The sequence below is a fragment of the Streptomyces sp. NPDC006314 genome, from assembly GCF_040613075.1.
In the GTDB taxonomy this organism is placed as follows: Bacteria; Actinomycetota; Actinomycetes; order Streptomycetales; family Streptomycetaceae; genus Streptomyces.
The window spans coordinates 118,702-141,693 of the sequence record NZ_JBEXRL010000017.1 but is presented as its reverse complement, the minus strand read 5'-3'; the positions used below and the strand labels follow the sequence as shown (position 1 = coordinate 141,693).

The following is a 22,992-nucleotide window of genomic DNA, read 5'->3' as shown; positions in this document are numbered from 1 at the left end:
GGTCGCCGGCTCACCACACGTCACCGGCCACCGTAAGGAGCCTCCTCCGACATGAGCACCGTCAGCGACATCCCCACTCCCCTGGCGCTGCTGCCCCGAGCCCAGGCGGGCGACGAGCAGGCCATGAACCAGCTGCTGACCGGGATCACCCCGTACGTCGCCCGGCTGTGCCGGTCCATCACTCACGACGACGGTGCCGACGCCACGCAGGAGGCCCTCCTCGCCGTCTACCGCGGCCTGCGTACCCTGCGTGAGCCGACCGCGTTCTACGGTTGGGTGCGCTCGGTGACGGTCCGTGAGGCCGTCCGCACGGCGAAGCGCATGGGCGAGGAGGGAACGTATCTGCGGGTCGAGTCGGGACAGCAGGCGAACCCGCTGGACGCCGTGCACATCACCGACGTACTGGAACGGCTGTCCACGTCCCACCGACAGGTCCTCACCCTGCGCGCCTATGGGCTCAACGAGGAGGAGATGGCCGAGATCCTCTCCCTGCCGGTGGGCACGGTACGGTCCCGTCTGCACCGCGCCCGTCTCCGGTTCCGGGAAGCCTGGCAGCCCTCGGCCGCTTAGGGCACGTCACCCAAGACGCCGGCGGCCACCCGACCGAGACGGTCCTCGGTGGGCCTGCCGCCGCGGCCGTCTCGGGGAGGTGACCGCTACTCGATGAAGTCCGGCAGTACACGGGGAGGCCACTGCCTGGCTGCGAACAGTCCCAACGCGTGGGCGCGGGCCACGAGGGCGGGACGGTTGGGAGCGTCGAACCGGCGCAGCAACAGACCCACGCGGTATTCGACTCCTTGGCGACTCAGGTAGAGGCGGCCGGCCAGTTGCACGGTCGACGCACCGATCGCCACGCCCTCGAGCACGCGCGCGTCGAGTTCGCTGAGCATCTGTTCACAGGGGTACGGCAACTGCGCGTCTCCCGTGGGGCGCAGCAGAATGACCAGCCCGGCCGGCCCGGCCGGCCCGGTGACCGCTATGGCCGTCATGTCCGCGCAGAAGGCGCGACCGGTGGCGTTCCGGCCGGTCACCCGCTCCGCGAACCAGCCCGAGCGGCCTTCGGAAAGGTCGGTGAACCGGTGCCGCAGCCGTGCGGGGGACGGCGCGTGGAGCAGTTCGCAGAGCTCACTGCCGTATATCTCGCCAGGGCTCGAACCGAACTGACCGGCGAATTCCGCTTCCGCGGCGGTGATGGTCAGGTCCTCCGAGGATGCGTGGGCCGTGTAGGTACGGCGCCGGCGGCTGCTGCCGGCGACCGCCTTTCCGCCGGCGGTGGATGAGGCGGTGATGCTTGTGGTGACCACGGACATACCGTCTTTTCCTTTTGCACGTGGGGGTTGTGATGCCCCACTCCGTTTCCGGGCGATCGGCGCTCGGGGTCGGAGGGAGCGCTTGGTCATGCTGAATCGATGGACAACCATGACAGTCGACTTTTGGACAACGTTGTCAGCTTCACTCGACTTTGGAACCTCCGCAGGACGCACGGGCACCCGGCAGCGGGTGGACTCGCCTCAGGCGGCACCTTGGAGGTTAGGGTCGGACAACCACCTTGGCAACTGTTTGCCTACCGCTGGGAGTGGTTTGCCAACAGTTTTGGCCAAGGCTCTTTTTCGGCCACCCCGCGAGCCGACGACGGCGGAGCCCAAAGGCAACACGCGAGGAATCCACGGCAAATCACGGGGGAAATCTCTCGCTCGCAACTGTGTTGCCCCCATTGCCAACCCTCCCTAAAGTATGGGCACCTTCCGGACGCCGCCCCGTGAACACGTGGCACGGAGAAGACTCAAAAGGACCTCACGGGATCAGAGGGCGAAATGCTTGAGCAGCCGCACTTCGGCCGGCAGCTGAGGAAGCTCAGGCTGGAACGAGGCCTGAGCCAGGCAGCAGTCGTCGGCGAGGGCATGTCGACGGGTTACCTGTCACGCCTGGAGTCGGGTGAACGCCGGCCCACCGGACGCGTCGTGGCCTATCTCGCACAGCAACTCGGCGTCGCCGTGTCCGCACTGACCGAGCCTCGCGGCGGCGGCTGTCTGAGCCGCGCGCTCGCCGTGGCGACGTCGGCACCGCCCGGCACGGACAGCGCCGCGGACCTGCTCCAGGCGGTGCGGGACGACGAACGCGACGACCCCGCCGGCCGCTGGCAGGCACTGTGGCTGCTCAGCCGCATCAGCAACCGTGACGGCGACTACGAGCAGGAGCGCGGCCACCTCCTGGAACTGATGGAGCTGAGCGACATGATCGCGGCGCCGGAACTCCGGGTGCGGTCCAACGTCCGGTACGCACGCTGCCTGTGCGCCCTGGGGGAGGTGCGAGCGGCGGAGCCGGCCGCCGTGTCCGCGGTCGCCATCGCGCGCGGTGAACACCTGCCGGTGGCGGACACCATGGCCGCGCTGATGGTGCTGATCGCCATCGAGACCGAGCTGGGACGACTGGACGCTGCCGACCGGCATGTCCGCGAGATGGAGCGGGACCTGCTGCCCGCCGCCGCTTCCCCTCAGGCGGCCGAAGCGCTGTGGACGGCGTCCGTGGTCAGCGCTCGCCAGGGAGACCACGCCACCGCCCGGTCCCGGTTGGAGGCGGCTCTCGGCCTGCTCCAGGGCGGCGACGGCCTGACCCTGTGGACCCGGCTGCGCACGGCCGCGGCCGCCGCCGCGGTCCAGATGTCACCGCCCCGGGTCGAGGCGGCCGAACGGTGGCTGAACGAGGCCGCGACCATCCTCGAACTGGTCGGCACACCCTCGCAGTTACAGGAGCTGGGCGCTCTTCGAGCCCATATCGCCTTCCATCAGGGAAGGTTGGACGACGCCCGGGCACAGTGTCACGCCCTGCTGTCGGGCGAGGACCTTCGGCTTCCCTACGGCGACCGCGTACGGCTGGCCGTCCTCGAGGGCCGGCTGATGATCCTGGAAGGCCGGACCGATCAGGGCGTCGCGGCCCTGCGCCGGCTCGGCCAGCAGGCGACTGACGCGCGGAACCTCGACCTGGCCACCCATGTCTGGCAGTCCCTGGCCACGACGCTGGCCGACGTCCGTGCTCCCGGGGGTCGGGGGCGCCGTTCGGTGACCGGGGGCGGGTGACGGGTCGCACAGAGAAGGGGGCCGAGCGCGCCGGCCCCGTCGCCCACCGTGCGGCTGTGGCACTCGATTCCGGACCCTTCTCGGACCTTCCCATATCGCCGGCTCCGGACATTCACGCCGGACACCGCGCCCGCCGTGGAACCCGTGCTCCACCGGGCCGATTCGGCACGGAGTCGGTCCACGAGAACCTGGTCATGACGGTGCTCGGCATCCTGGTGCTGATCGTCATCCACCCGCTGAGTACTCGGGCGAGGGAGCCCGCCGCGAGGAGGAGCGGGTCGCCTTCCGGCCCGATGGCACGCGGCCGCCCGCGCCGCTCGAAGGATGACCGGCGCGCGGCCGCACTCTCGAAGGATGACCGGCGCGCGGCCGCACGCTCAAAGGATGACCGGCGCGCGGCCGCACTCTCGAAGAGTGACCCGGCGCGCGGGCGGCTCAGCCCTCCCCCGCCAGTGGGTTTTCCTTGACGAAGCGCCGGATCTCCTCCGTGAGAGCGGTGGGGTTGTCCAGCTGGACCAGCGTGCGGGCGTCGGGGATCTCCACATAGCGGGCCTTCGGCAGGAGTCGGGCCAGCCGGCGGCCGGTCGCGGGCGGCATCATGCGGTCCTCCGCGCCCCAGGCGACCAGGGCCGGGCGGGTGAATGAAGGGAGGTTCTCGGCCGCCTTCAGGTAGCAGTCCTTCTGTGTGGTGCGGAGGAACTTGGCGAAGTCGCGCCGGATACCCCGGTCGGTCAGGAGCGGGCCGTACCAGCGTGCGATCAGCTCCTTGGGCAGCGGCCTCTTCGCCATTCCGCCGAGCGAGGTCTCCATGCGGGCGAGGAAGGGGAAGCGGAAGGACTGGACGAGGAGGAAGAGTCCGCCGGGGATCCTGCAGGCCGTGTGCAGGATCCGGCCCTGGACGCCCGGTGGATAGTTGTCCAGGGCCTCGCAGGAGGTCAGAACGAGCCGGGCGATGCGTTCGTCCCGGACGCCGAGGAGGAGTTGGGCGGTTCCGGTGTCGTTCTGGACGAGGGTGACGTCGCGCAGGTCCAGGCGGTCCATGAACTCGGCCAGCAAGCGGGCGATGCCGTGGGCGGACAGGTCCGCGTCGGGCCGCATGGGACGCCGGTGGCTGCCGATCGGCAGCACGGGCACCACCACACGGAACCCGGGGCGCAGTCCGTACACGACATCGGCCCAGACCGACTCGTCGAAGCCGAGGCCGTGGACCAGGACCACCACGGGGCCGTCACCTCCGGTGTCCTCGTAGTCGATGGTTCCCGCGCTCAGCTCGACCTCCGGCATACCCGTGCCTCCGACTCGGTTGGTTGCCTCGACTGCCACTAGATAGATCGTTCTAGTGACACAATAGGCGCCGACCGCCCGATGGCAACACGGCTCCGCGGAGGTTTCCCCTTGAGCAACGGCAAGGCCACCAGCACCCATGAGACCCGGCAGCGCATCGTGAGTGCCGGGACCGAGCTGTTCCGGCGCACGGGGTATACCGGCACGGGCATGAAGCAGATCGCCGAGGCCGCCGGTGCGCCCTTCGGGTCGATCTACCATTTCTTTCCCGGTGGGAAGGCCCAGTTGGGCGAGGAGGTGATCCGCACCTCGGGCGCCGTCTACCTGGGGTTGATCACCGCGCTGATGACGCCGTACGAGGACCGGGTCGCGGCCACCGCCGACGCGTTCACCGCGGCGGCCGGCACGCTCGCCGAGCTGGACTTCGCCGACCCCTGTCCCATCGCGACGGTCACGATGGAGGTCGCGAGCACCAACGAGCCGCTACGGCGGGCCGCCTCGGAGGTGTTCGGCAGCTGGATCGACCACCTCGCCGCCTACTACGCGCAGGGCGGCATCCCCGAGCGCACCGCACGGGAGACGGCCGGCTCGGTCATCGCCCTGCTGGAAGGCGCCTTCATGCTCGGACGCGCCGCGCGCAGCACCGCACCGGTGCTTGCGGCGGGCAAGGCGGCAGCGGCGATCGTGCGGGCGGCGCGGGGCGGGGAGTGACACCCCTCGGCAGGGCGCGTCAGGTCCGCCGGCTCGCCCGGTGCAGGTCGCGGAGGAGGGCGATCTCGGCTCCGTGGTGCAGAACTTCCTGGTTGACCCACCACACGATCTCCAGGAATGGTTCCTCCGCGTCACTGCCGTAGGGGTAGGTGCAGTACCCCACCGTGTCCAGTGCGGCGTCGTCGGCGCTCAGCAGTGCCTGCCGCCATGCGTCGGCGGCGGCCTCGAAGGCCGCGACGGCCCCGGTGGCGTCCCCGCTGACGGGATGCTCGTCCCGGGTCGCCGAGTGGGTGCCGGCGGTGTGGTCCGCGCGCAGGGCCAGCATCTCGGTGAGATGGCTCAGCCGCCAGGCGATGGTGGTGACCGGCGGCGGCCAGGGATGCGGGTACGCGGCGGCGTCGCGACCCCATGCCCCGCAACCGGCCAAGGAGGTCGCCCGCGGCCCCGGCCCGTCCACGCGCCGCCTGACCGACCAGCACCCGGGCACCGGTTCCCAGACGTACTCGTCGTCGGTGATCGGTTCGACCTTGGTGCCGGTGCCGTCGCCGCTGTCCATGACGGGTCCGCTCAGCCGGCCCACGAGGCGCTCGCGTGCGAAGTCGAACTGGTCCAGCAGGGGAAGCAGTCGGGGCGGTGTCGTCATCGGACGCTCCAAAGGACGGGGTCCCGAGGGGCGGAGTTCCGCCGGCCGACCAGCCTGGCACAGCCGGCACTCCGTCCGCGTCCGGTTTTCCGCGGGGCCCGCCGGCGCTCCGTGGTACGTCTGCCGCAACCGTACGGTCTCCCTGCCGCCGGTCGTGCGGGTACCGGCGGGCCGCAGGTCACGGGGCCGGGATCGGCGATCCGGTAGCGCTCCCTGTGGGCTGCGGGGTACGGGCGTGCGGCCGCCGTCGCGCTGCGACCGGCCGGTGCCTGCTCCCGGACGCCGTCCACGAGGGCGGGTGTCGCCGTCCGCTGCCCCGCCACGGCCCCCCACCGGTCCTGGCGGTGCAGCGTCGGGGAAGCGGTGGTGCGCCGTCAACAGGACGGCCGGAGAAGACCGGTGGCGGTTTCCGGCCCCGGACCGGAGGGGTCTGTCGCGGAACCGCCGCGGAATTGTCCGCGATCGGTAACAGAGGGATCCCGTGGGCATCCGCGGCCGTCCTGCCAGATGCACGGGAACCCATCGAGACGGCAAGGGGCGGGGCGGAACATGGCGCGGCATGGCGGGCGGGGATGGTACGGCCGGATGGTCACGGCGGCGGTCGGAGTCACCGCGGTGGCGGCCGCCACCTCGGTATGGACCGCGCAGGCCGGTCAGCCGGGCGGCGGGTCGGCCCACCCGGGCGTCTCGGCGCGGCCCGCCGCGCCGAAGCCGACGTCGGTGTCCGCCACCATCGCCCACGCCTCCGACGGGGGTGAGCGCGCGGTCAACATCACCATCGACGACGGCCCGGACCCGGTGTGGACCCCGCAGGTGCTCCAACTGCTGCGGGACAACGGCGTGAAGGCGACGTTCTGCATGGTCGGCGCCCAGGCACAGGCGCACCCGGATCTGGTCAGGCAGGTGGTGGCGGCGGGACACCGGCTGTGCGACCACACGGTCTCGCACGACACCACGATGGACACCAAGTCCGAGGCCTACCAGTCGCGGCAGGTCCTGGACGCCGAGCGGCAGATCACCAAGGCCTCAGGTGGCGTGCGCCCGATGTACTACCGGGCCCCTGGCGGTGCCTTCACCCCCTACAGCCGGCACCTGGCGGCCTCGCACGGGATGCGGCCGCTGGGCTGGAACGTCGACTCCAAGGACTTCGAGCGGCCGGGCACCGACGCCATCATCACCACCGTCAAGACCCAGCTGGCCAACGGGCCCACGATCCTCTTCCACGACGCGGGCGGCGACCGCTCCCAGACCGTGGCCGCGCTGCGCACCCTGCTGCCCTGGCTGAAGCAGCAGGGGTACTCCTTCGGCTTCCCGGTGCGCTGAACGGACTGCGCCGGCACCGGACTTCGTAGCCCGTGGTGACGAGAGCGCCAGCGCGGCGGCGGCCGGCAGCCAGGCGGCGGATTCGGGGGCGGATGACGTCGCGGTGACCGCATCCGGGCAGCTCGTGAAGGGGCGCGCCGGTAGGTGCTCGGGGGCGGCGAACTCCCGCAGCGCGGCTCCGGTCCAGGCGGCGACGGCATCGGCCGTGCCGTCGCCCCGGGCCTCCACCCCGGCTGCCGCCGCGGGGACAGCCCTGTCCAGTGCCAGGCCCGCGCCGCGCCGGCACGCTCGTGGCCGGTACCCGTGCGCAGCCGGTCGAGCAGGGCCGACTGGACACGCCGCCGGCCGAGGGCGCTGAGGGACGGTTCGCTGAAGTGACGGTTGCCTCTGGGGTCGAAGTCGGGGACCGCCGCCTTGGGGTGCGGACCGGGGCCTCCTCGGTCAAGGCCGGGCTGCGCGGTGAGCGTCTACACCGCCGGCCGGCCCATCTGCTCCGAGGTCCGCTTCGGGTGGGCGCTCCGCTCCCGGTCGGCGTCGGCGCCGAACAACCGGATCAGCTCTTTCGGGCAGGTCCTCTGGTGTGCGGCCACGCCACGCCACCGGGGTCACTCGAGCCCGAGCCCCGGCGGCCGCTGGTGTCGAGCCGGTGACGAGCGGGCCCGCCTCATCCGGGATGCCCTGACGCGCGCGGTCGGGTACGGACCGCGCGGCCGCCTTCCTCACCGGCCCGGAGCCCGTCGTCATCGGCGGGGAATGGGTCCGGCATCCGCGTGTGACCGCCGCGATCGACGCGCACTTCGCCCGTGGAGCCCGTCCCGTCCGCGTCGCGGACGCGTCCGTCGCCGCGCCGGAGCTGACGGCCGCCCGCACGCGTGCCGGCGAGGAGTGGCGCGCCCTGGTCATCCGACTCCACGCTGTTCCGGCCGACCGGCCGGTGAGCCGGGGGCGCGCGGATGACGTGGAGGCAGTCCGCGCGGAGAAGGCCGAGTCGGGGGCGTGCGGATGGAGCCGAGTCGCGGCGAGCGGGCGAGGTCGAGCCCGGGACGTGGGGGCGAAGCGCCCGAGCCGCGTGGACGCAACGGTTCCGGGCCGTGCGCATCGTGCCGAGCCGGGGACGGTGCGGAAAATCGATGGCCTTTGGTCTGCGGCGATGCTGGGATGGCACGATGCAGCAGGAACGCTCGATGACCGTGGACCGTGGTCAGTACCAGGACGCGGTGACCCCGTGGGAGCTGAAGTCCTGGCGTGCCTCGGCCCTCGGCTGGGTGGAGGACCGACTCGCCGCGATCGGCCTGCACGCGACCGGCGACCTCGAGGTGCGGCTGCGGCCGTGGTCCGTGCTGGTCCGGGTGCCCGTGGCGGGACCGGACGCGGTCTGGTTCAAGGCGAATCCGCCGGCCAGCGCGTTCGAGGGCCCGCTGACCGCGGCGTTGGCCCGCTGGGTGCCCGGGCATGTACTGAAGCCGCTGGCCGTCGACGCCGGGCGCGGCTGGACGCTGCTGCCCGACGGGGGCGAGCTGTTCCGCAACGTGCTCGCCCGGGAGCCGGTCGAGCCGGGGACCTGGGAGGACCTGCTCCGCCAGTACGCGAGCATGCAGCACGCCCTGATCCCGTACGGACGCGAGATCGAGCGGCTGGGCGTCCCCTCCGCCCGGACCCTCGACCTGCCCGAGGTGTTCGACGAGCTGCTCGCCGGGAACACCGCGCTGCGTCCGGACGAACGCGCCCGGCTCGAAGGTCTCCGGCCCCGCGTCGCGGACTGGTCCGCCGAACTCGCCTCCGTCGGCATCGAGGACACCCTCGACCACGCCGACCTGCACGACGGGCAGCTGTTCCGTCCGGTACCCGGGCGGTTCACCTTCTTCGACTGGGGCGACGCCACCGTCTCCCACCCGTTCTGCAGCCTGCGGGTCCCCGCCGAGCGAGCATGCGACCGGTACGGGCCACAGGTGCTGCCCCGGCTGCTCGACGCCTATCTGGAACCCTGGACGGGCACCGGCCGCACGGCGGCGGAACTGCGTCGCGCGGCCGGTCTCGCCTGGCGTCTGAGCGCACTGGGCCGCGCCGCCTCCTGGGGCCGCATGTTCCCCGACACCTCCGGCACGGAGCCGGGAGCCGAGCAGGGCGCCCAATGGCTGCTCGAACTCTTCAACGAGCCGCCGTCCCAGCTGCTTGGCCGACAGGAGACGCGCGCGGCGACCGAGTACCGCGCCGGGTGAGTGCGTACGGGGCTGACGTCAGGGCAGGGGGGTGCCGCCGGTGGCGTTGAGGATCTCCGCGGTGATGTAGCTCGCCTGGGGTGAGGCCAGGTAGACATAGGCCGGAGCCAGTTCGGCGGGCTGGGCGGGACGGCCGAGCGGGGCCTGCTTCCCGAAGTCCTTCGTGTCCGGCATGGTCGCGGGGATGAGCGGCGTCCACACCGGTCCGGGCGCCACCGCGTTGACCCGGATGCCGCGCTCGGCGACCATCTGCGCCAGCCCCTGTGTGAAGGTGACGATCGCGCCCTTCGTCATCGCGTAGTCCAATAGGTGCGGACTGGGCTTGTACGCCTGCACCGACGTGGAGTTGATGACGCAGCCGCCGGACGGAATGTGCGGCAGGGCGAACTTGGTCAGCCAGAACATGCCGTACAGGTTGGTCCGCATCACGCGGTCGAACTGCTCGGTGCTGATCGCCTCGATGCCGTCCGGCTGGGACATCTGGTAGGCGGCGTTGTTCACGAGGACGTCGATGCGGCCGAACTCGGACACCGATCGCCCGATCAGCGAACGGCAGTTGTCCTCGTCGCGGATGTCGCAGGACACCGCGACCGCCTTGCGGCCCGCGTCCTCCACCAGCCGGGCCGTCTCGCGGGCCTCGTCCTCCTCCTCGGCGAGATGGGTGAACAGCACATCGGCACCCTCGCGGGCGAAGGCGAGCGCCACCGCCCGGCCGATGCCGGAGTCCCCTCCCGTGATCACGGTTTTGCGGCCGTCCAGCCGGCCGGCGCCACGGTAGGACTCCTCGCCGTGGTCGGGCGGCGGGTCCATCGGGCCGGTCCAGCCGGGGTGCGGCTGGTCCTGGGAGGGAAATTCAGGGCGGGCATGCTGTGTGACCGGGTTCGGCCGGTCACCGTGCTGGTCCGTCACGGCGGCCTCCTGCGTCTCGGGCGGACAGGACAGCCGGTCGGGTTCCCTGATCAGGCCCGTCGAAAAGCCATCGAGCTGCGGAAACCCTCCGCGGCGGGCGCCTCACCGGACGCGGCCCGCCGGTGCGCCGCCGGTGTGCGTCAGGCCGTCGGCGCGTCGTGGCCCGTGGCGCGCATCCGGTCCCGGCGGGCGTTGTTGTAGATCCGCAGGAGATGCTTCGCCACGGCACAGGGCGCGGCATCGGCATAGCACTGGCGGCATGTGCGCATGTGCTGTTCGTACGTGAGGCGCGCGTTCTCGAACGCGTCGTTGACAGAAGACATCGACTTCTCCGGGCAGGGCGCGTCCTGGGACGGCGCCGAGTTGACTGACTGGTACACCCAGAGACAAGGTGATCATGTTACTGGCGGTACTGGGAAACTCGTACTGGCAGCGGCGGGCCTTCTCACCGCCGCGAGATGGTGCCGCCCCTCGCCCAGCGCCTTGCGGACGATGCCCGCACACTCCGCGCGGGAGGCCGGCTCCCGATCGGATCCAGCAGGACGCGGCCGGTGGACCAGTGGACGGTCCGGGGCGGCGACCAGGGAGTCCCGGGCGGCGACGCGGTCCGGCCGGCCGACCGGGCCGCCCGCGCCTGGCGGCTGCGGGACCTGCGGGAGGCCGGGCGTCGGTCGCCCTGGGTTCGGAGGGGCCCATGGCGTACTACGACGTACGGGCCGTGCCGGCGACGGCACGCCGGCCCAGGGGCACCGCGCGTACCGGCCGGGCCTGACACCGTCGCAGGCGCTGGAGCGCTGCACCGGCCGCCCGGCCGCGGCCGGGCGGCGAGTCAGCCGTCGCCTGCCGTATCCCACCCGGCGTCCGTGCGGACCTCACCGCGCTGCCCGTGGACCCGGTGCACACTCCCGGCGACGAACCGGCTGACATGCCAGCGGTGATGACGGTGCCCGGAGGACACGTGGGGTACCGGGCCGCCTGACCTGCCCGTCGGTGCGCCACGGTGCTCGCCGCACCGCCGTGCCGGCGCCCGGCGCGGGACGCCGAAGCCCGGAACGCGAGAACGGGGCACGGCAGACTGGGCGGATGAACGACCACCGCCCGGTCCACCGGGACTCCGCTCCGGAGTGGTACGGACGCCTGCGCGTCCGCACCACCGACCTCTCCCCCGCCCACTGGCTCACCGAACGGCGCCCCGGGTACGGCGACTTCGGCACGGTGGCGGGCGTCGCCGCGCCGGGTTTCACCGCGTACGCGCGGATCCTGCACCCGGCCTCCCTGGACGAGCGGCCGGTGCGCTGGTCGACGGTGGCCGCCGCGCACGGGACCCGGGTGACGCCGGGCACGCGGTGGCACGAGGTCATCGGGATGGATCTCGACTATCACAACGCCTCCGTGTACGGCCTGCCCGGCGTCTGGGACGAACACCCGTGGGAAGGCCCGACACCGCCCGCCGTCGCCGAGGCGCTCGTTCCCCTGCTCGCCCGGCACACCCGTACCCCGGAGCGCTGCTGGTTCGGGCTGTGGCACGGGTACGGACGCTGGGACTTCGACGGGGTCCCGGTCTTCGAGACGCCCGGCCGGGACGAGGTACTGCTCGCCGGCACCCTGGCCGACGCGGTCTCTCCGGTGCGCTGGGACGAGTTCGCCGAACTGCCGGACCTGTGGTGGCCCGAGGATCGCGCCTGGTGCCTGGGCGGTGACGTGGATCTGGTCAGCACCTACATCGGCGGGTCCCCCGCGCTGATCGCAGACCTGCTGGCCGCCCCGGACCTGGAGGTGCACCCCGTGGCCCCGGGCGACCCGGTCGGCTGAGCGCCGGTTGCCGACGCACTGATCTCCGTTGACCTCCGTGAACGCCCTCTCGCGACCGTGGTTACCGTCGGCGACGGCATCGCGTGCCGGTCACCGGCCGGGTTCGAGGCGTGGAGGTGCCAGGACATGCCCTGGAGGCAGTCCCTGCCGGTCGAGTTCAGAAAGATGAATGTGGTTACTCGCCGGGCGCGAGCGTGCGCGCGACGATGCGCGCCGCCTCGGCCACGAGCGCCTCGGCCACCGGCGCGTCCCCGGTGCTCTTGGTCGACAGCACTGCCAGCACCACCGGTGTCCTCCGCGTCGTCCAGGCCACGCCGATGTCGTTGGCCGTGGCATAGGCGCCGGTCCCGGTCTTGTCCGCTACGACCCACTCCCGCGGCAACCCGGCGCGGAACCGTGCGGCGCTGGTGGTGTTGCCCTTGAGCCAGGTGACGAGCCGTTCCCGGTCGGTGCCGTCCAGGGCCCGGCCGAGGGTCACCCGCTCCAGGCTCCCGCCGATGGCCTTCGGGGTCGTGGTGTCGCGCAGGTCTCCCGGGACCGCGGTGTTCAACTCGGGCTCCCACCGGTCGAGCCGGCTCACCTCGTCGCCGAGCGACCGGAAGAAACGGGTGAGACCCTCGGGGCCGCCGAGCTGACGCAGCAGCAGGTTGCCGGCCGCGTTGTCGCTGTACTGGATCGCGGCGGCACACAGGTCCGCAACGGTCATACCGGTCCGCAGGTTCTCCTCGGTCCTCGGCGAATTGGGCAGGATGTCGTGCGGCGGATAGTGGACCATCCTGTCCAGCGGAGCACACCCGCCGTGGTCGCGCAGGACCGCCGCCGCGGCGAACGCCTTGAACGTCGAACACATCGGGAACCGCTCACCCGCCCGGTGCGACACGGTCCGCCCCGTGCGGGCGTTGCGTGCGTACACGCCCAGCCGCGCGCCGTACCGCTGCTCCAGTTCGCTCAACTCGGCGTCGGCGGCGCGAGACCCGGTGTCCGGGGCCGCGGAGGCGGCGGGCGCGGGGGCGGCGGTGGCGGCCGCGGCTGTGGTGGTGAACGCGAGACCCGCCTTGAGCAGGCCGCGTCGGCGCATCGGGGCGGGGCGGTCGGTGCTGGTCATGGGCGCGGTCCTCCCAGGGAGTCCACCGTCGGCTTCTTGGAGCTCCGACGGCTCTTGGATCTTCGGCGGGAACAGCGAAACAGCTGGACGCCACTCATGTCCAAGAGTGAACTTTGATCACCTCATGCCTTATTGATATGACTGCCGGGTGGATCTTCTCGCACACCTCGAGGCGTACGTCGCGACCGCCGACGAAGCGAGCTTCTCCCGGGCGGCCGACCGGCTCGGGATCGCCCAGCCGCTGCTCAGCCGCCGCATCAAGACGCTGGAAGGCCACTTCGGCGGCTTGTTGTTCGACCGTTCACGGCGGCAGGTCACGACCACGGAGCTGGGGGTGCTGCTGCTTCCGTACGCGCGGGACGTGCTGGACCGGGCCCATCGGCTGCGGCAGGCCGCCCGCTCGGCCCGGCGGTCGCGGGTACGTGCCGTCGGGGTGCCCCCGGACTGCGCCCCGGCGGCCCTGGCCCGCGCCATCCGTGCGGGTACCGAGCGCGGGATCACGCTCGGTGTGCGTGAACTGCCGCCCGGGGAGAGGGCCTCCGGACTGGCCGACGGCTCGCTCGCCTACGCGCTGTTGCGGGTCCCTCCGGAGCAGGCCGCGTTCCGGGTGCCGCTGGGGCTGGCGTCGGCGGCGGAGGGGCCGGGTACGGGGCCCGGGTCGCGGCGTACGGTCCACCTGGAGGAACTGCGGCCGAGGCGGAGCCGTTCCGCCGAGTCCCCCGCCCCGCTTCCGGTTCTTCTCCTGCTGGAAGATCAAGTGACTTACTTCCAGGACAGGTTGGGCAGAGGTGCGGCTCGCGCCGGGTTGCCCGAGGGGCGGGTCCGGCCGGCCGGGCCGGCGGCCACCGCTCTCGCCGAGACGCTGGCGGGGCGCGCGTTGCTGCTGTGCGCAGAGCCGTTCGCTCGGCAGCACGGGGCACGGTGGGCGCCGCTGGGCGACCGGGCGCTCCACCGGGGGTACGACGTGAGCGCACCCCCGGGCCGGCACGGATCGGCGGAGGTGCCGGACTGGCTGGCCGCGCTGCTCGGCTCGGCCGTGGGGGCCGCGGCCTGCGGGCCCGGCGCGCAGCGGTCCGCGGACCACGGCGACGATGTCGCGGCGCGACTGGCGGCACGCGGATGAACAGGGCACCGGAGCACCAGCCGGCGTACGTCGGTGATGACGGCGCCCTCCTGGACGTCGCCGAGGCGATCGCCGCGGACTGGGCGGCCCTCGGTGTCCACGGCTCCTTCCTCGCCCGGAACATCGACACCGGTGCGCAACTCGGCTTTGACATACGGGAGTTGACACCGCTCGCATCGGTGGTGAAGGTCCCGCTCGCCCTGGTCGTGCTGGACCTGATCGCGACGGGGGAACTGGACCCGGCGCTCCCGGTGACCGTCGACCCGGTCACCAGCAGCGTCGGCCCCACCGGGCTCGCGGCGTTCCGGCACCCGGCCACCGTGGCCGTCGGAGACCTGCTCCAGCTGACGCTGTCGGTGAGTGACAACGCCGCCGCGGACGCGCTGCTGGACCTGGTGCCGGTGGCGGAGGTCGACGCGCGCCTGAGCGCCTGGGGATGCGCGGACATCCGGGTGCGGCACCGGATGAACCACATGTACGAGTGCGCCGCCGGTGCTGCCGGCGACAACTTCTCCCTGGCTCTGGAACTGGCCGTCCGGGACGAACGCGCGGGCCGGCACACCCTCGAGACCCTGGACCCGGCGTATGCCAACTCCGGTTCGGCCTCGGCGCTCGTCGCCCTGCTGCGGCGCGTGTGGTGCGACCAGATATCCGTCCCGTCGGCGACCGCGGAGCTGCGCCGGTTGATGGGGCTTCAGGTCTTCACGCATCGGCTGGCCTGCGAACTGCGCGCGGACTCGCTGCGGTGGAGCGGCAAGACGGGCACCTTCTTGAACCTGCGGCACGAGATCGGCGTGGTCGAGGCGGACTCCGGCGATCGGGTCGCCATGGCCGCGCTCACCCGCGCGGACCGGCGGGCCGGTCAGGCACCGGACATCGACCTTGCGATCGGGCTCGCGGGGCGCGAGGCGTTCGAGGCGCTGCGCCGCTGAGGGCCCGGGCGTTCCACGGGGAAGCATGGTGAGCCGGTCAGGGCAGCAGGCGCTGTTCCTTCGCCACGGCTACGGCCCCCACGCGGTTGTCCACGCCGAGTTCGTCGTGGATGCGGCGCAGATGGGTCTTGACCGTGGCTTCGCTGATGTAGAGGGCACGGGCGATGGCGTGGTCGGGCAGGCCCCGGGCGAGGTGCGTGAGGATGTCGCGTTCGCGAGGTGTGAGGGCGGGACGCGGGTCGCGGATCCGGGACATGACGCGGTCGGCGACCGGGAGTGAGAGCGCCGGGCGGCCTTGGGCGGCTGCGTGGATCCGCGGTGAAGAGGTCCTCGGCGTTCGGCCTTCAGCAGACAGCCGGTGGCGCCCGCCTCGATCGCCCGGGTGACGTCGGCGTCGGTGTCGTACGTGGTCAGGACCAGCACATGCGGCGCGGGAGGGGTGGAGCGCAGCCGGCGGCTGCCCGGTTCCGGCATGGCCGGACGGCAGGACGTCCGGGTCTGCCCTGCGGGGCGGATCCGGACGTCCATGTTCAGGTGGCTCAGACGAGGTCGAACCGGTCGAGGTTCATGACCTTGTCCCACGCGGCGACGAAGTCCTTGACGAACTTCTCCTTCGCGTCGTCCGATGCGTAGACCTCGGCGAGCGCGCGCAGCTCGGAGTTGGAGCCGAAGACGAGGTCGGCGCGGCTGCCGGCCCACTTCAGCTCGCCCGTGGCGGCGTCGCGGCCCTCGAACGTGGTCTGGTCCTCGGAGGTCGCCTTCCACGTCGTGCCCAGGTCGAGCAGGTTGACGAAGAAGTCGTTGGTGAGGACGCCGGGCGTCTTGGTGAGGACGCCGAGCTGCGAGCCCTGGTGGCCCGTGCCCAGCACGCGCAGGCCGCCGACGAGGACGGTCGTCTCGGGGGCGCTCAGGGTGAGCAGGTTCGCCTTGTCGAGCAACAGGTACTCGGCCGGCAGGCGGTTGCCCTTGCCGAGGTAGTTGCGGAAGCCGTCCGCGGCGGGCTCCAGCGCCTCGAAGGACTCGGTGTCGGTGTGTTCCTCGGTCGCGTCGACACGGCCCGGGGTGAAGGGAACCTCCACCTCGAAGCCGCCCTCCTTGGCGGCCCTCTCCACGGCCGCGACACCGCCGAGGACGATGAGGTCGGCCAGCGAGACCTTCTTGGCACCGGACGAGGCGTTGAACTCCTGCTGGATGCCCTCCAGGGTGCGCAGGACCTGGGCGAGCTGGTCGGGTTCGTTGACCTCCCAGCCGCGCTGCGGCTGAAGGCGGATGCGGGCACCGTTGGCGCCGCCGCGCTTGTCGCTGCCGCGGAACGTCGAGGCGGACGCCCAAGCGGTGGTGACCAGTTGGGAGACGGTGAGGCCGGAGTCGAGCAGCTTGGTCTTGAGGGTCGCGATGTCGGCGGCGTCGATCAGCTCGCCCTCGCGCTCCGGCAGCGGGTCCTGCCACAGCAGGGTCTCCTCCGGGACCTCCGGGCCGAGGTACAGCGACTTCGGGCCCATGTCGCGGTGGGTGAGCTTGTACCAGGCGCGGGCGAAGGCGTCCGCGAACTCCTGCGGGTTCTCGTGGAAGCGACGGGAGATCGGCTCGTAGATCGGGTCGAAGCGCAGCGCCAGGTCCGTGGTGAGCATCGCCGGGGCGATCTTCTTCGACGGGTCGTGGGCGGCGGGTACCGTGCCCTCGCCGGCGCCGTCCTTCGGCTTCCACTGCTTGGCGCCGGCCGGGGACTCGGTCAGCTCCCACTCGTAGCCGAAGAGGTTGTCGAAGAAGCCGTTGCTCCACCGGGTCGGCGTGGTGGTCCAGGTGACCTCCAGGCCGGAGGTGATGGTGTCGGCGCCCTTGCCGGTGCCGAAGGTGTTGTTCCAGCCCAGGCCCTGCTCCTCCATCGAGGCGGCCTCGGGGTCGGCACCGACGTGGTCGGCGGGGCCGGCGCCGTGGGTCTTGCCGAAGGTGTGACCGCCGGCGATCAGGGCGACGGTCTCCTCGTCGTTCATCGCCATGCGGCGGAACGTCTCACGGATGTCGCGGGCAGCGGCGAGCGGGTCAGGATTGCCGTTCGGGCCCTCCGGGTTGACGTAGATGAGGCCCATCTGGACGGCGCCGAGCGGGTTCTCCAGCTCGCGGTCGCCGGTGTAGCGCTTGTCGTCGAGCCAGGTGGTCTCGGGACCCCAGTAGACGTCCTCCTCCGACTCCCACACGTCCTCGCGGCCACCGGCGAAGCCGAAGGTCGTGAAGCCCATGGACTCCAGGGCCACGTTGCCGGCGAGGATCAACAGGTCGGCCCAGGAGATGCTCTGGCCGTACTTCTTCTTGACCGGCCACAGCAGTCGGCGGGCCTTGTCCAGGTTGGCGTTGTCCGGCCAGCTGTTCAGCGGGGCGAAGCGCTGCTGGCCGGCGCCGGCGCCGCCGCGGCCGTCGCTGATGCGGTAGGTGCCCGCGCTGTGCCAGGCCATACGGACCATGAAGGGACCGTAGTGCCCGAAGTCGGCCGGCCACCAGTCCTGAGAGGTGGTCAGCACCTCCTCGATGTCCCGTTTCACGGCGGGAAGGTCCAGACTCCTGAAGGCCTCGGCGTAGTCGAAGTCCTCACCGAGCGGGTTGGCCACGGCCGGGTTCTTGGCAAGGATCTTCAGGTTGAGCCGCTCCGGCCACCACTGGCGGTTGCCGCCCCCCTGGGTCGGGTGCAGGGCACGGTCATGGGCGACGGGGCAACCGCCACTTCCCTCCGCCTTCGCGTCTGTGACGATCGCGTCGTGGTTCTCAGTCATGGCAATCCTTCCGAACTCTGCGGAACTCGGTGCTCAGGAACTGCGGCCGGTGGAACAGTCGGGGCAGGTGCCCCAGTAGACGACCTCGGCCTCGTCGATCAGGAAGCCGCGGTCGTCGGAGGCGGTCAGGCAGGGCGCGTCGCCGACCGCGCAGTCGACGTCGGCGACGGCGCCGCACGACCGGCACACGATGTGGTGGTGGTTGTCCCCCACGCGTCCCTCGAACCGGGCCGGGTGGCCGGCCGGCTCGATGCGGCGCACGAGTCCCGCCGCGGTGAGGGCGTGGAGGGCCTCGTAGACGGCTTGCAGGGAGATGTGGCCCACGCGGTCGCGGACCCCGGAGGCGATCGCCTCGACGCCGAGGTGGTCGCCGTCCCGGACGGTCTCCAGCAGCGCGACGCGGGCTGCCGTCACGCGCAGGCCGACGCTGCGGAGTTCCTCGGCGGTGGTCGGGGTCGGGGAGGCGGTCACGGGAGCGAACCTACCGTCATAAACACGAACGGTTCAAGGAAACGAACGATACAAATGTGAGATGCGCACCGTCGCCCGGTCTTGCCCCCCCCGTGGCTTTCCCCGCGGTGCCGGGCGGAGGCGGTCCGGCGGGCGGTCGGCGGCATGCACGCATGATGTGGCCGGGGACGCCCGGGGTCGGACGCGTGCCGGGGCCCTCCGCGCAGGTGAACCGGGGCCGTGGGGGCGGAAGGCGGCATCGGGCCGGCACCCGCCGCCGGCCCGCGGCCACTGCCGGGATGCACTCGGCCGCTGACGCCGACGCGCCGGACGACCTGCTGAACCCGTGGGAACTCAGTCGATCCCCCGAAGACGCGGTCTACCGGGAGTTCCCCATGACCGGGACTCTGTGCCGGACGTCGGCTGCGGCACCGGGCGCGGGCCGGCGGCCGACGCGGCGTGGGAATCGGAGTTCGACCTCGCGACGATGACCGGCCACGCGTCTCGGTTCCTGGCCACCGACGGCGACGTACGTGCTTCGCCGTCCGCCGTCCGTGCCGCGCTGCGCGGGGGGGGGCGGGTTCGTCGTCGGGAACCGGCATCCGCAGGGGCGGGCCGGGGAGGCGTGGAAGCCGTCGACACACGGTGGCGATGACCGCCGCCGCCGGCCGCTGCGCTTGTGGCACGGGTCAGAAGCCGTCGCCGGTGGCGTGGTGACGTTCACCGGGACGACGGGCGATACCGGCGACCGCCCCACCGGCGAGCCAGAGGATCGTCACCGTCGCCCGTCGGGCACAGGCGGGTCAGCAGCCCGCCGGCGTCGCGGAGCGGTAGCGGCGGGCGAGGGCGTGGAAGGCCTCCTTCGGCTCCCAGCGCCAGCCGGAGGTGGGGTCGTACGGGCGGTCCTCGATGGTCTTGGTGAGGGAGTAGCTCGCCATGTCCAGGTCGTGGCGCGGGTCGCCCGGGCGGTGCGGGGCGTCGGGCGTCACGAACTCGAAGGCCATTGCCGCGTACAGGTCCAACGAGGAGAAGGCGTCGAGGAGTCGCATGAGGTACTCGGCCTGGGTACGCTCGCTGCGGACCAGGTCACCCTTGATCTCCTCGGGGTGCTTGTCGTGGTCCACGACGTCCCAGCCCATACCGGCGGTCTCGGGTGCGCCGACGTAGGCGCAGGTGCCGAACTCGGTGATGGCCAGCGGCTTGCCCCAGCGAAGATGACGCCTCAACTCCCGTACGTAGTCGGCGCTGTCCGTGTAGTACGAGTAGTAGTCGATGCCGATGATGTCGAAGAGGCGCCAGTCCACCCGGTCGTCCTGGGCCGCCGCGTAGCTCAGCCGGCCGCGGAAGACGGAACGGCCGACCGAGGCCGCCTTCGCCGTGAAGCGGTCCAGTCGGCGCTGCATCGCGACGGGGTCCACATGGCCGTCGAGCAGGTTCCGGATGCGTTCGAGGACGGTGTCGCCCGGAATGATGCCGGGGACGAAGAGCCAGAACTCGCAGCCCACGCTGAGATCCACGGCGGCGCCCTGCCGGCGCAGCCGCTCCGCGAACCGGCCGGTCTCGGCGAGGTGTTCCAGAACGTCCCGCTCGGGTGCGTCGCCGAGGGTCGGCTGGAGCCAGACCCGCAAGCCCCGCTCCGCGGCCTCGGCGGCGGTGGCCGTGAGGCGCTCCACCCCGTCCCCGGTCACGTCCACGGTGTCGGCGTGCAACTCGTCGCGGATCACGCGGACGTCGCGTCGCATCCGGGTCGTACTGAAGGCCGTGCCCGGTGTCTCGCCGGCGCCCACCGTGTAGACGACGCCGCGGTGCCGCAGTCCGCGTCGCGCCTCGCTCGCTCGGGCCGCGGCCGACGGGAGCGCCGCCGTGGCGAGCCCGGCGGACGCCAGGCCGGCCAGGAACTGTGCGCGGTTGATTCCGGCGACCTTCGGCATACGGCTGTGGATCTTCGGCATACCGTCGTGAGGCTTCTGCATACGGCCACCCTGCCGAGCCCCGGCCCTCCGCCGCCGTCCGTCGACGGTCTGCGGTTCGGGACCGACGGTCTACGGCGCGGAGTCCCAAGGCGGCGGTCCGGCGCCGAAAGTCGCACCTGCCCGAAGCGTGCGGCCCGGCAGTCCGAGGGCAACGCTTTTGCAGGACGACCACCCGGATGAACCCCTCCACAGGGCACAAGAACCCCGCCGCATGCGAGACTCGGACCTCATCACCGGGGTGGCAGTCGAGAGGGACGCTGGTGGACCTGGACGCCGTCGCCGACGAGCTGTACGCGCTGCGGCCGGAGGAGTTCGTCGCCGCCCGCGACCAGCGCGCCCTGGACGCCCGCCGGTCAGGCGATCAGGCCCTGGCCAAGGAGATCGGCGCGTTGCGGCGGCCGAGCCTGGCCGCCTGGGTCAGCAATCTCCTGGTGCGCCGGCGGCCGGAGGAGGTCCAGCCGCTGGTCGGCCTCGGCGAGGAGTTGCGCCGCGCCCACCGCGAACTGGACGGTCCGCGGCTACGCCGGCTCGCCCGCCGGCAGAACGAGGTGATCGGCGCGCTCGGCCGGCAGGCCCGGCGGCTGGCCGCCGAGGCCGGGCACCCGGTCGGCGAGGGCGTGCAGCGCGAGGTCGAGGAGACCCTGCACGCCGTGCTCGCCGCCCCGGAGGCCGCACGGGCGTGGGCGGCGGGCCGACTGGTGAAGCCACTCCACTCCACGATCGGCTTTCCGGCGACCGACGAGGCCGTACTCGGGCGTGGGCCCGCCGTACCCGCCGCCGAACCGAAGAAGCGCGCCCGGGACGCCAGGAGCCCCGCGAACCACGCCGAGGACGAGGAGCGCCGCCGTCTGGCCGACGCCCGCAGGACGGTGCGTGATGCCGAGCGGGAGCTGCGGGCCCGGGAGGAGGAGACCGAGGCCGCCGAGGGGGACGCGGAGGAGGCCGGCACCCGGGTGGCCGGCCTGGAGGAGCGGGTACGTGAGCTGCGCGCGGAGTTGCGGCGCGCCGAGGACGAGCAGCGGCAGGCCCGCGCCGACGAGCAGGCGGCGCGGGAGCGGGCTCGGCGGGCCGACCGGGCCGTGCGCGAGGCCCGGCGCCGGGCGGGGGCGGCCACCGCACAGCTGGAACGGCTGACTGACGGCTAGCACCACGGAAAGCGACGCGAACCCGGTGGCCATGGGGGCCGGATCGCGGAGTTCTCCGAACGGACGGGGGCGGGCTGGTCGGCGCCGTGGCCGCCGTCGCCCGTACGGACGCACCAGGTCCCGCCGTCCGTGGCATACCGGGGGCTCGGTCGTTCGGCAGCAGTGTGATGTTTGCCGTGCTCAGTGAGATATCGGTATAAAACGGGCAACATTCCCCCTCATGCCCCACGCGAACCCCCTGCGGCAGGTGATCCGATGACCACGGCGACGCCCCGGGCGCTCCGGACGCCGCCCGCCCGAACCGGCGAGAGGACCGCCAGGCTCTCCCCACCTGCCGCCCTGCCCTCCCTGCCGTCCCTCACCGGGCTGCGGTGGATGGCGGCGCTGCTCGTGTTCGGTCTCCATGTGAACAACTTCGGCTACTTCGGAGGCACCGGCGGCCGCCTCATGTCCTGGGGATTCGGTGCCGGTGCCACCGGAGTGTCGTTCTTCTTCGTGCTGTCCGGATTCGTGCTGACCTGGTCGGCGCGGCCCGGCGACCGTGCGCTCGCCTTCTGGCGGCGGCGCGTCGCACGCATCTTCCCGGTGCATCTGGTCACCCTGGCCGTGGCCCTGCTCATGGCGCACACCCTGGCGCGCCAGCCGCGGCCGACACTGAAGCAGGCGGTGGCCAACGGGCTGCTGCTGCACTCCTGGTGGCACCCGTGGTGGCAGACGCTGAACCCGGTCAGTTGGTCCCTGGTCTGCGAGGCGTTCTTCTACGCGGCCTTCCCGCTGCTGATCCTGCTGCTGCGCCGGCTCGGCGCGCGCGGGTCGACCGCGCTGGGCGCGCTGTCGGCGGCGGTGGTCCTGGTGCTGGCCTGGTCGGACGCCCACCACTGGTGGACGTACACGCTGTACTCGTTTCCCGCCGCCCGGCTGCCCGAGTTCGTGCTCGGCGCGGTCACCGCGCGGTTGGTGCTCCTCGGCCGGTGGCGCGGGCCCGGTCTCGAAGCCTCGCTCGCTCTGGCGCTCATCGGCTACTTCCTCGTTCCGCAGGTCACGCCCGGCTACCCGGCCACGATGTGCACCATCATCGGGTTCACGCTGCTCATTCCGGCGGCGGCCGTCGCGGACCTGAACGGGCTGCCCTCGCTGTGGCGGCACCGACGGCTCGTGCGGCTGGGGGAACTGTCGTTCGCCTTCTACATGATTCACCTGCTGGTACTGCGCGCCGCCACCCATGTGCTGGGCACGAAGCCGCGCTTCGGGGTCCTGGCGGGACTGGCCGTCACGACGGCCGCGTTCACCGTGTCGCTCGCGCTGTCCTGGGTGTTGTACGAGGCGGTGGAGTGCCCCGCGAGACGGCTGCTGCTGCGGCGGCGCCGGGCCTCCTCCCCGGAGCCGGTGCCGGCCCGCCGTGGGGCTCCGGCCGCGGCACGGGACTGAGCCGGTCCCCTCAGGTATCCGTCAACGCCCTCGACCCGCACCGTCTCCGTGCTGTTCGGGCAGCCGTTCCTGTGGACAACCCGTGTTCCT

At 72.2% G+C, this 22,992-nt stretch carries 20 protein-coding genes and 1 pseudogene; 10 read left to right on the top strand and 11 right to left on the bottom strand.

Translation table 11 applies throughout. The annotated features are described in order from the left end of the window. Window positions 1-51 precede the first annotated feature (51 nt). Window positions 52-570, top strand: coding sequence for a sigma-70 family RNA polymerase sigma factor (locus ABZ079_RS27550; RefSeq protein ID WP_356942133.1), 519 nt, complete (start codon window positions 52-54; stop codon window positions 568-570). A gap of 86 nt (window positions 571-656) precedes the next feature. On the opposite strand, the gene ABZ079_RS27545 is transcribed toward ABZ079_RS27550, so the two are convergent. After that, complete coding sequence (locus ABZ079_RS27545) at window positions 657-1,310, bottom strand: LuxR C-terminal-related transcriptional regulator (RefSeq protein ID WP_356942132.1); 654 nt, start codon at window positions 1,308-1,310, stop codon at window positions 657-659. 504 nt (window positions 1,311-1,814) lie between these two features. Between ABZ079_RS27545 and ABZ079_RS27540 the strand changes: the two genes are divergently transcribed. After that, entirely contained in the window at window positions 1,815-3,077 is a 1,263-nt protein-coding gene (locus ABZ079_RS27540) for a helix-turn-helix domain-containing protein (RefSeq protein ID WP_356942131.1), read from the top strand. A gap of 435 nt (window positions 3,078-3,512) precedes the next feature. Here the strand turns inward: ABZ079_RS27540 and ABZ079_RS27535 are convergent, their stop codons facing one another. After that, window positions 3,513-4,361: an alpha/beta hydrolase gene (locus tag ABZ079_RS27535; RefSeq protein WP_356942147.1), complete on the bottom strand. Its 849-nt coding sequence runs from the start codon at window positions 4,359-4,361 to the stop codon at window positions 3,513-3,515. Between the two features lie 111 nt (window positions 4,362-4,472). Here ABZ079_RS27535 and ABZ079_RS27530 point away from each other — a divergent pair, with 111 nt between their 5' ends. Further along, window positions 4,473-5,072 (top strand): TetR/AcrR family transcriptional regulator, encoded by a 600-nt coding sequence (locus tag ABZ079_RS27530; protein WP_356942130.1) that lies wholly within the window; start codon window positions 4,473-4,475, stop codon window positions 5,070-5,072. 19 nt (window positions 5,073-5,091) lie between these two features. Here the strand turns inward: ABZ079_RS27530 and ABZ079_RS27525 are convergent, their stop codons facing one another. Further along, complete coding sequence (locus tag ABZ079_RS27525) at window positions 5,092-5,715, bottom strand: DinB family protein (protein ID WP_356942129.1); 624 nt, start codon at window positions 5,713-5,715, stop codon at window positions 5,092-5,094. A gap of 549 nt (window positions 5,716-6,264) precedes the next feature. Here ABZ079_RS27525 and ABZ079_RS27520 point away from each other — a divergent pair. Then, the gene (locus tag ABZ079_RS27520; protein ID WP_356942128.1) at window positions 6,265-7,038 is read left to right on the top strand and encodes a polysaccharide deacetylase family protein; all 774 of its coding nucleotides are present in this window, start codon (window positions 6,265-6,267) and stop codon (window positions 7,036-7,038) included. A 467-nt stretch (window positions 7,039-7,505) separates the two neighbouring features. Here ABZ079_RS27520 and ABZ079_RS27515 read toward each other — a convergent pair whose 3' ends face one another. Next, window positions 7,506-7,628 carry a hypothetical protein gene (locus tag ABZ079_RS27515; protein WP_356942127.1) on the bottom strand — a complete coding sequence of 41 codons (123 nt, stop codon included), beginning with the start codon at window positions 7,626-7,628 and terminating at the stop codon, window positions 7,506-7,508. Between the two features lie 576 nt (window positions 7,629-8,204). Between ABZ079_RS27515 and ABZ079_RS27510 the strand changes: the two genes are divergently transcribed. Then, complete coding sequence (locus tag ABZ079_RS27510) at window positions 8,205-9,257, top strand: aminoglycoside phosphotransferase family protein (RefSeq protein WP_356942126.1); 1,053 nt, start codon at window positions 8,205-8,207, stop codon at window positions 9,255-9,257. Window positions 9,258-9,275: 18 nt separating this feature from the next. Here the strand turns inward: ABZ079_RS27510 and ABZ079_RS27505 are convergent, their stop codons facing one another. Together ABZ079_RS27505 and ABZ079_RS27500 are read right to left on the bottom strand one after the other, a co-directional pair. Then, the gene (locus ABZ079_RS27505) at window positions 9,276-10,166 is read right to left on the bottom strand and encodes an SDR family oxidoreductase (protein ID WP_356942125.1); all 891 of its coding nucleotides are present in this window, start codon (window positions 10,164-10,166) and stop codon (window positions 9,276-9,278) included. Window positions 10,167-10,306: 140 nt separating this feature from the next. Beyond that, complete coding sequence (locus ABZ079_RS27500) at window positions 10,307-10,489, bottom strand: hypothetical protein (protein WP_356942124.1); 183 nt, start codon at window positions 10,487-10,489, stop codon at window positions 10,307-10,309. Between the two features lie 760 nt (window positions 10,490-11,249). On the opposite strand from ABZ079_RS27500, the gene ABZ079_RS27495 reads away from it, so the two are divergent. Continuing rightward, a complete protein-coding gene (locus tag ABZ079_RS27495; protein ID WP_356942123.1) occupies window positions 11,250-11,978 on the top strand; it encodes a hypothetical protein in 729 nt (242 codons plus the stop codon). Window positions 11,979-12,153: 175 nt separating this feature from the next. On the opposite strand, the gene bla is transcribed toward ABZ079_RS27495, so the two are convergent. Then, window positions 12,154-13,083 (bottom strand): class A beta-lactamase, encoded by a 930-nt coding sequence (gene bla / locus ABZ079_RS27490; RefSeq protein WP_356942122.1) that lies wholly within the window; start codon window positions 13,081-13,083, stop codon window positions 12,154-12,156. Window positions 13,084-13,231: 148 nt separating this feature from the next. On the opposite strand from bla, the gene ABZ079_RS27485 reads away from it, so the two are divergent. After that, window positions 13,232-14,206, top strand: a complete 975-nt coding sequence (locus tag ABZ079_RS27485) for a LysR family transcriptional regulator (protein ID WP_356942121.1) — start codon at window positions 13,232-13,234, stop codon at window positions 14,204-14,206. Beyond that, complete coding sequence (locus ABZ079_RS27480) at window positions 14,203-15,138, top strand: serine hydrolase (protein ID WP_356942120.1); 936 nt, start codon at window positions 14,203-14,205, stop codon at window positions 15,136-15,138. Before ABZ079_RS27485 ends, ABZ079_RS27480 begins: the two co-directional genes overlap by 4 nt. A 37-nt stretch (window positions 15,139-15,175) precedes the next feature. Here the strand turns inward: ABZ079_RS27480 and ABZ079_RS27475 are convergent. The 4 genes and pseudogenes from ABZ079_RS27475 to ABZ079_RS27460 form a co-directional block, all read right to left on the bottom strand. Beyond that, a pseudogene (locus tag ABZ079_RS27475) lies at window positions 15,176-15,573 on the bottom strand (response regulator transcription factor); the annotation flags it as partial. Between the two features lie 104 nt (window positions 15,574-15,677). Further along, window positions 15,678-17,906 (bottom strand): catalase/peroxidase HPI, encoded by a 2,229-nt coding sequence (gene katG / locus ABZ079_RS27470; protein WP_356942119.1) that lies wholly within the window; start codon window positions 17,904-17,906, stop codon window positions 15,678-15,680. A gap of 33 nt (window positions 17,907-17,939) precedes the next feature. Next, a complete protein-coding gene (locus ABZ079_RS27465) occupies window positions 17,940-18,377 on the bottom strand; it encodes a Fur family transcriptional regulator (RefSeq protein ID WP_356942118.1) in 438 nt (145 codons plus the stop codon). A gap of 782 nt (window positions 18,378-19,159) precedes the next feature. Beyond that, complete coding sequence (locus ABZ079_RS27460; protein ID WP_356942146.1) at window positions 19,160-20,287, bottom strand: abortive phage infection protein; 1,128 nt, start codon at window positions 20,285-20,287, stop codon at window positions 19,160-19,162. Between the two features lie 302 nt (window positions 20,288-20,589). Between ABZ079_RS27460 and ABZ079_RS27455 the strand changes: the two genes are divergently transcribed. Beyond that, entirely contained in the window at window positions 20,590-21,474 is an 885-nt protein-coding gene (locus ABZ079_RS27455) for a hypothetical protein (RefSeq protein ID WP_356942117.1), read from the top strand. 255 nt (window positions 21,475-21,729) lie between these two features. Then, a complete protein-coding gene (locus ABZ079_RS27450; RefSeq protein WP_356942116.1) occupies window positions 21,730-22,902 on the top strand; it encodes an acyltransferase in 1,173 nt (390 codons plus the stop codon). Window positions 22,903-22,992 lie beyond the last annotated feature (90 nt).

What these genes read in the sequence shown, in the direction of transcription:
- bla (WP_356942122.1), bottom strand. Translation starts at nt 13,083, where the DNA reads ATGACCAGCACCGACCGCCCCGCCCCGATGCGCCGACGCGGCCTGCTC.
- ABZ079_RS27535 (WP_356942147.1), bottom strand. Translation starts at nt 4,361, where the DNA reads ATGCCGGAGGTCGAGCTGAGCGCGGGAACCATCGACTACGAGGACACC.
- ABZ079_RS27495 (WP_356942123.1), top strand. Translation starts at nt 11,250, where the DNA reads ATGAACGACCACCGCCCGGTCCACCGGGACTCCGCTCCGGAGTGGTAC.
- ABZ079_RS27525 (WP_356942129.1), bottom strand. Translation starts at nt 5,715, where the DNA reads ATGACGACACCGCCCCGACTGCTTCCCCTGCTGGACCAGTTCGACTTC.
- ABZ079_RS27510 (WP_356942126.1), top strand. Translation starts at nt 8,205, where the DNA reads ATGCAGCAGGAACGCTCGATGACCGTGGACCGTGGTCAGTACCAGGAC.
- ABZ079_RS27545 (WP_356942132.1), bottom strand. Translation starts at nt 1,310, where the DNA reads ATGTCCGTGGTCACCACAAGCATCACCGCCTCATCCACCGCCGGCGGA.
- ABZ079_RS27500 (WP_356942124.1), bottom strand. Translation starts at nt 10,489, where the DNA reads ATGTCTTCTGTCAACGACGCGTTCGAGAACGCGCGCCTCACGTACGAA.
- ABZ079_RS27550 (WP_356942133.1), top strand. Translation starts at nt 52, where the DNA reads ATGAGCACCGTCAGCGACATCCCCACTCCCCTGGCGCTGCTGCCCCGA.
- ABZ079_RS27480 (WP_356942120.1), top strand. Translation starts at nt 14,203, where the DNA reads ATGAACAGGGCACCGGAGCACCAGCCGGCGTACGTCGGTGATGACGGC.
- ABZ079_RS27450 (WP_356942116.1), top strand. Translation starts at nt 21,730, where the DNA reads ATGACCACGGCGACGCCCCGGGCGCTCCGGACGCCGCCCGCCCGAACC.
- ABZ079_RS27460 (WP_356942146.1), bottom strand. Translation starts at nt 20,287, where the DNA reads ATGCCGAAGGTCGCCGGAATCAACCGCGCACAGTTCCTGGCCGGCCTG.
- ABZ079_RS27520 (WP_356942128.1), top strand. Translation starts at nt 6,265, where the DNA reads ATGGCGCGGCATGGCGGGCGGGGATGGTACGGCCGGATGGTCACGGCG.
- katG (WP_356942119.1), bottom strand. Translation starts at nt 17,906, where the DNA reads ATGACTGAGAACCACGACGCGATCGTCACAGACGCGAAGGCGGAGGGA.
- ABZ079_RS27540 (WP_356942131.1), top strand. Translation starts at nt 1,815, where the DNA reads ATGCTTGAGCAGCCGCACTTCGGCCGGCAGCTGAGGAAGCTCAGGCTG.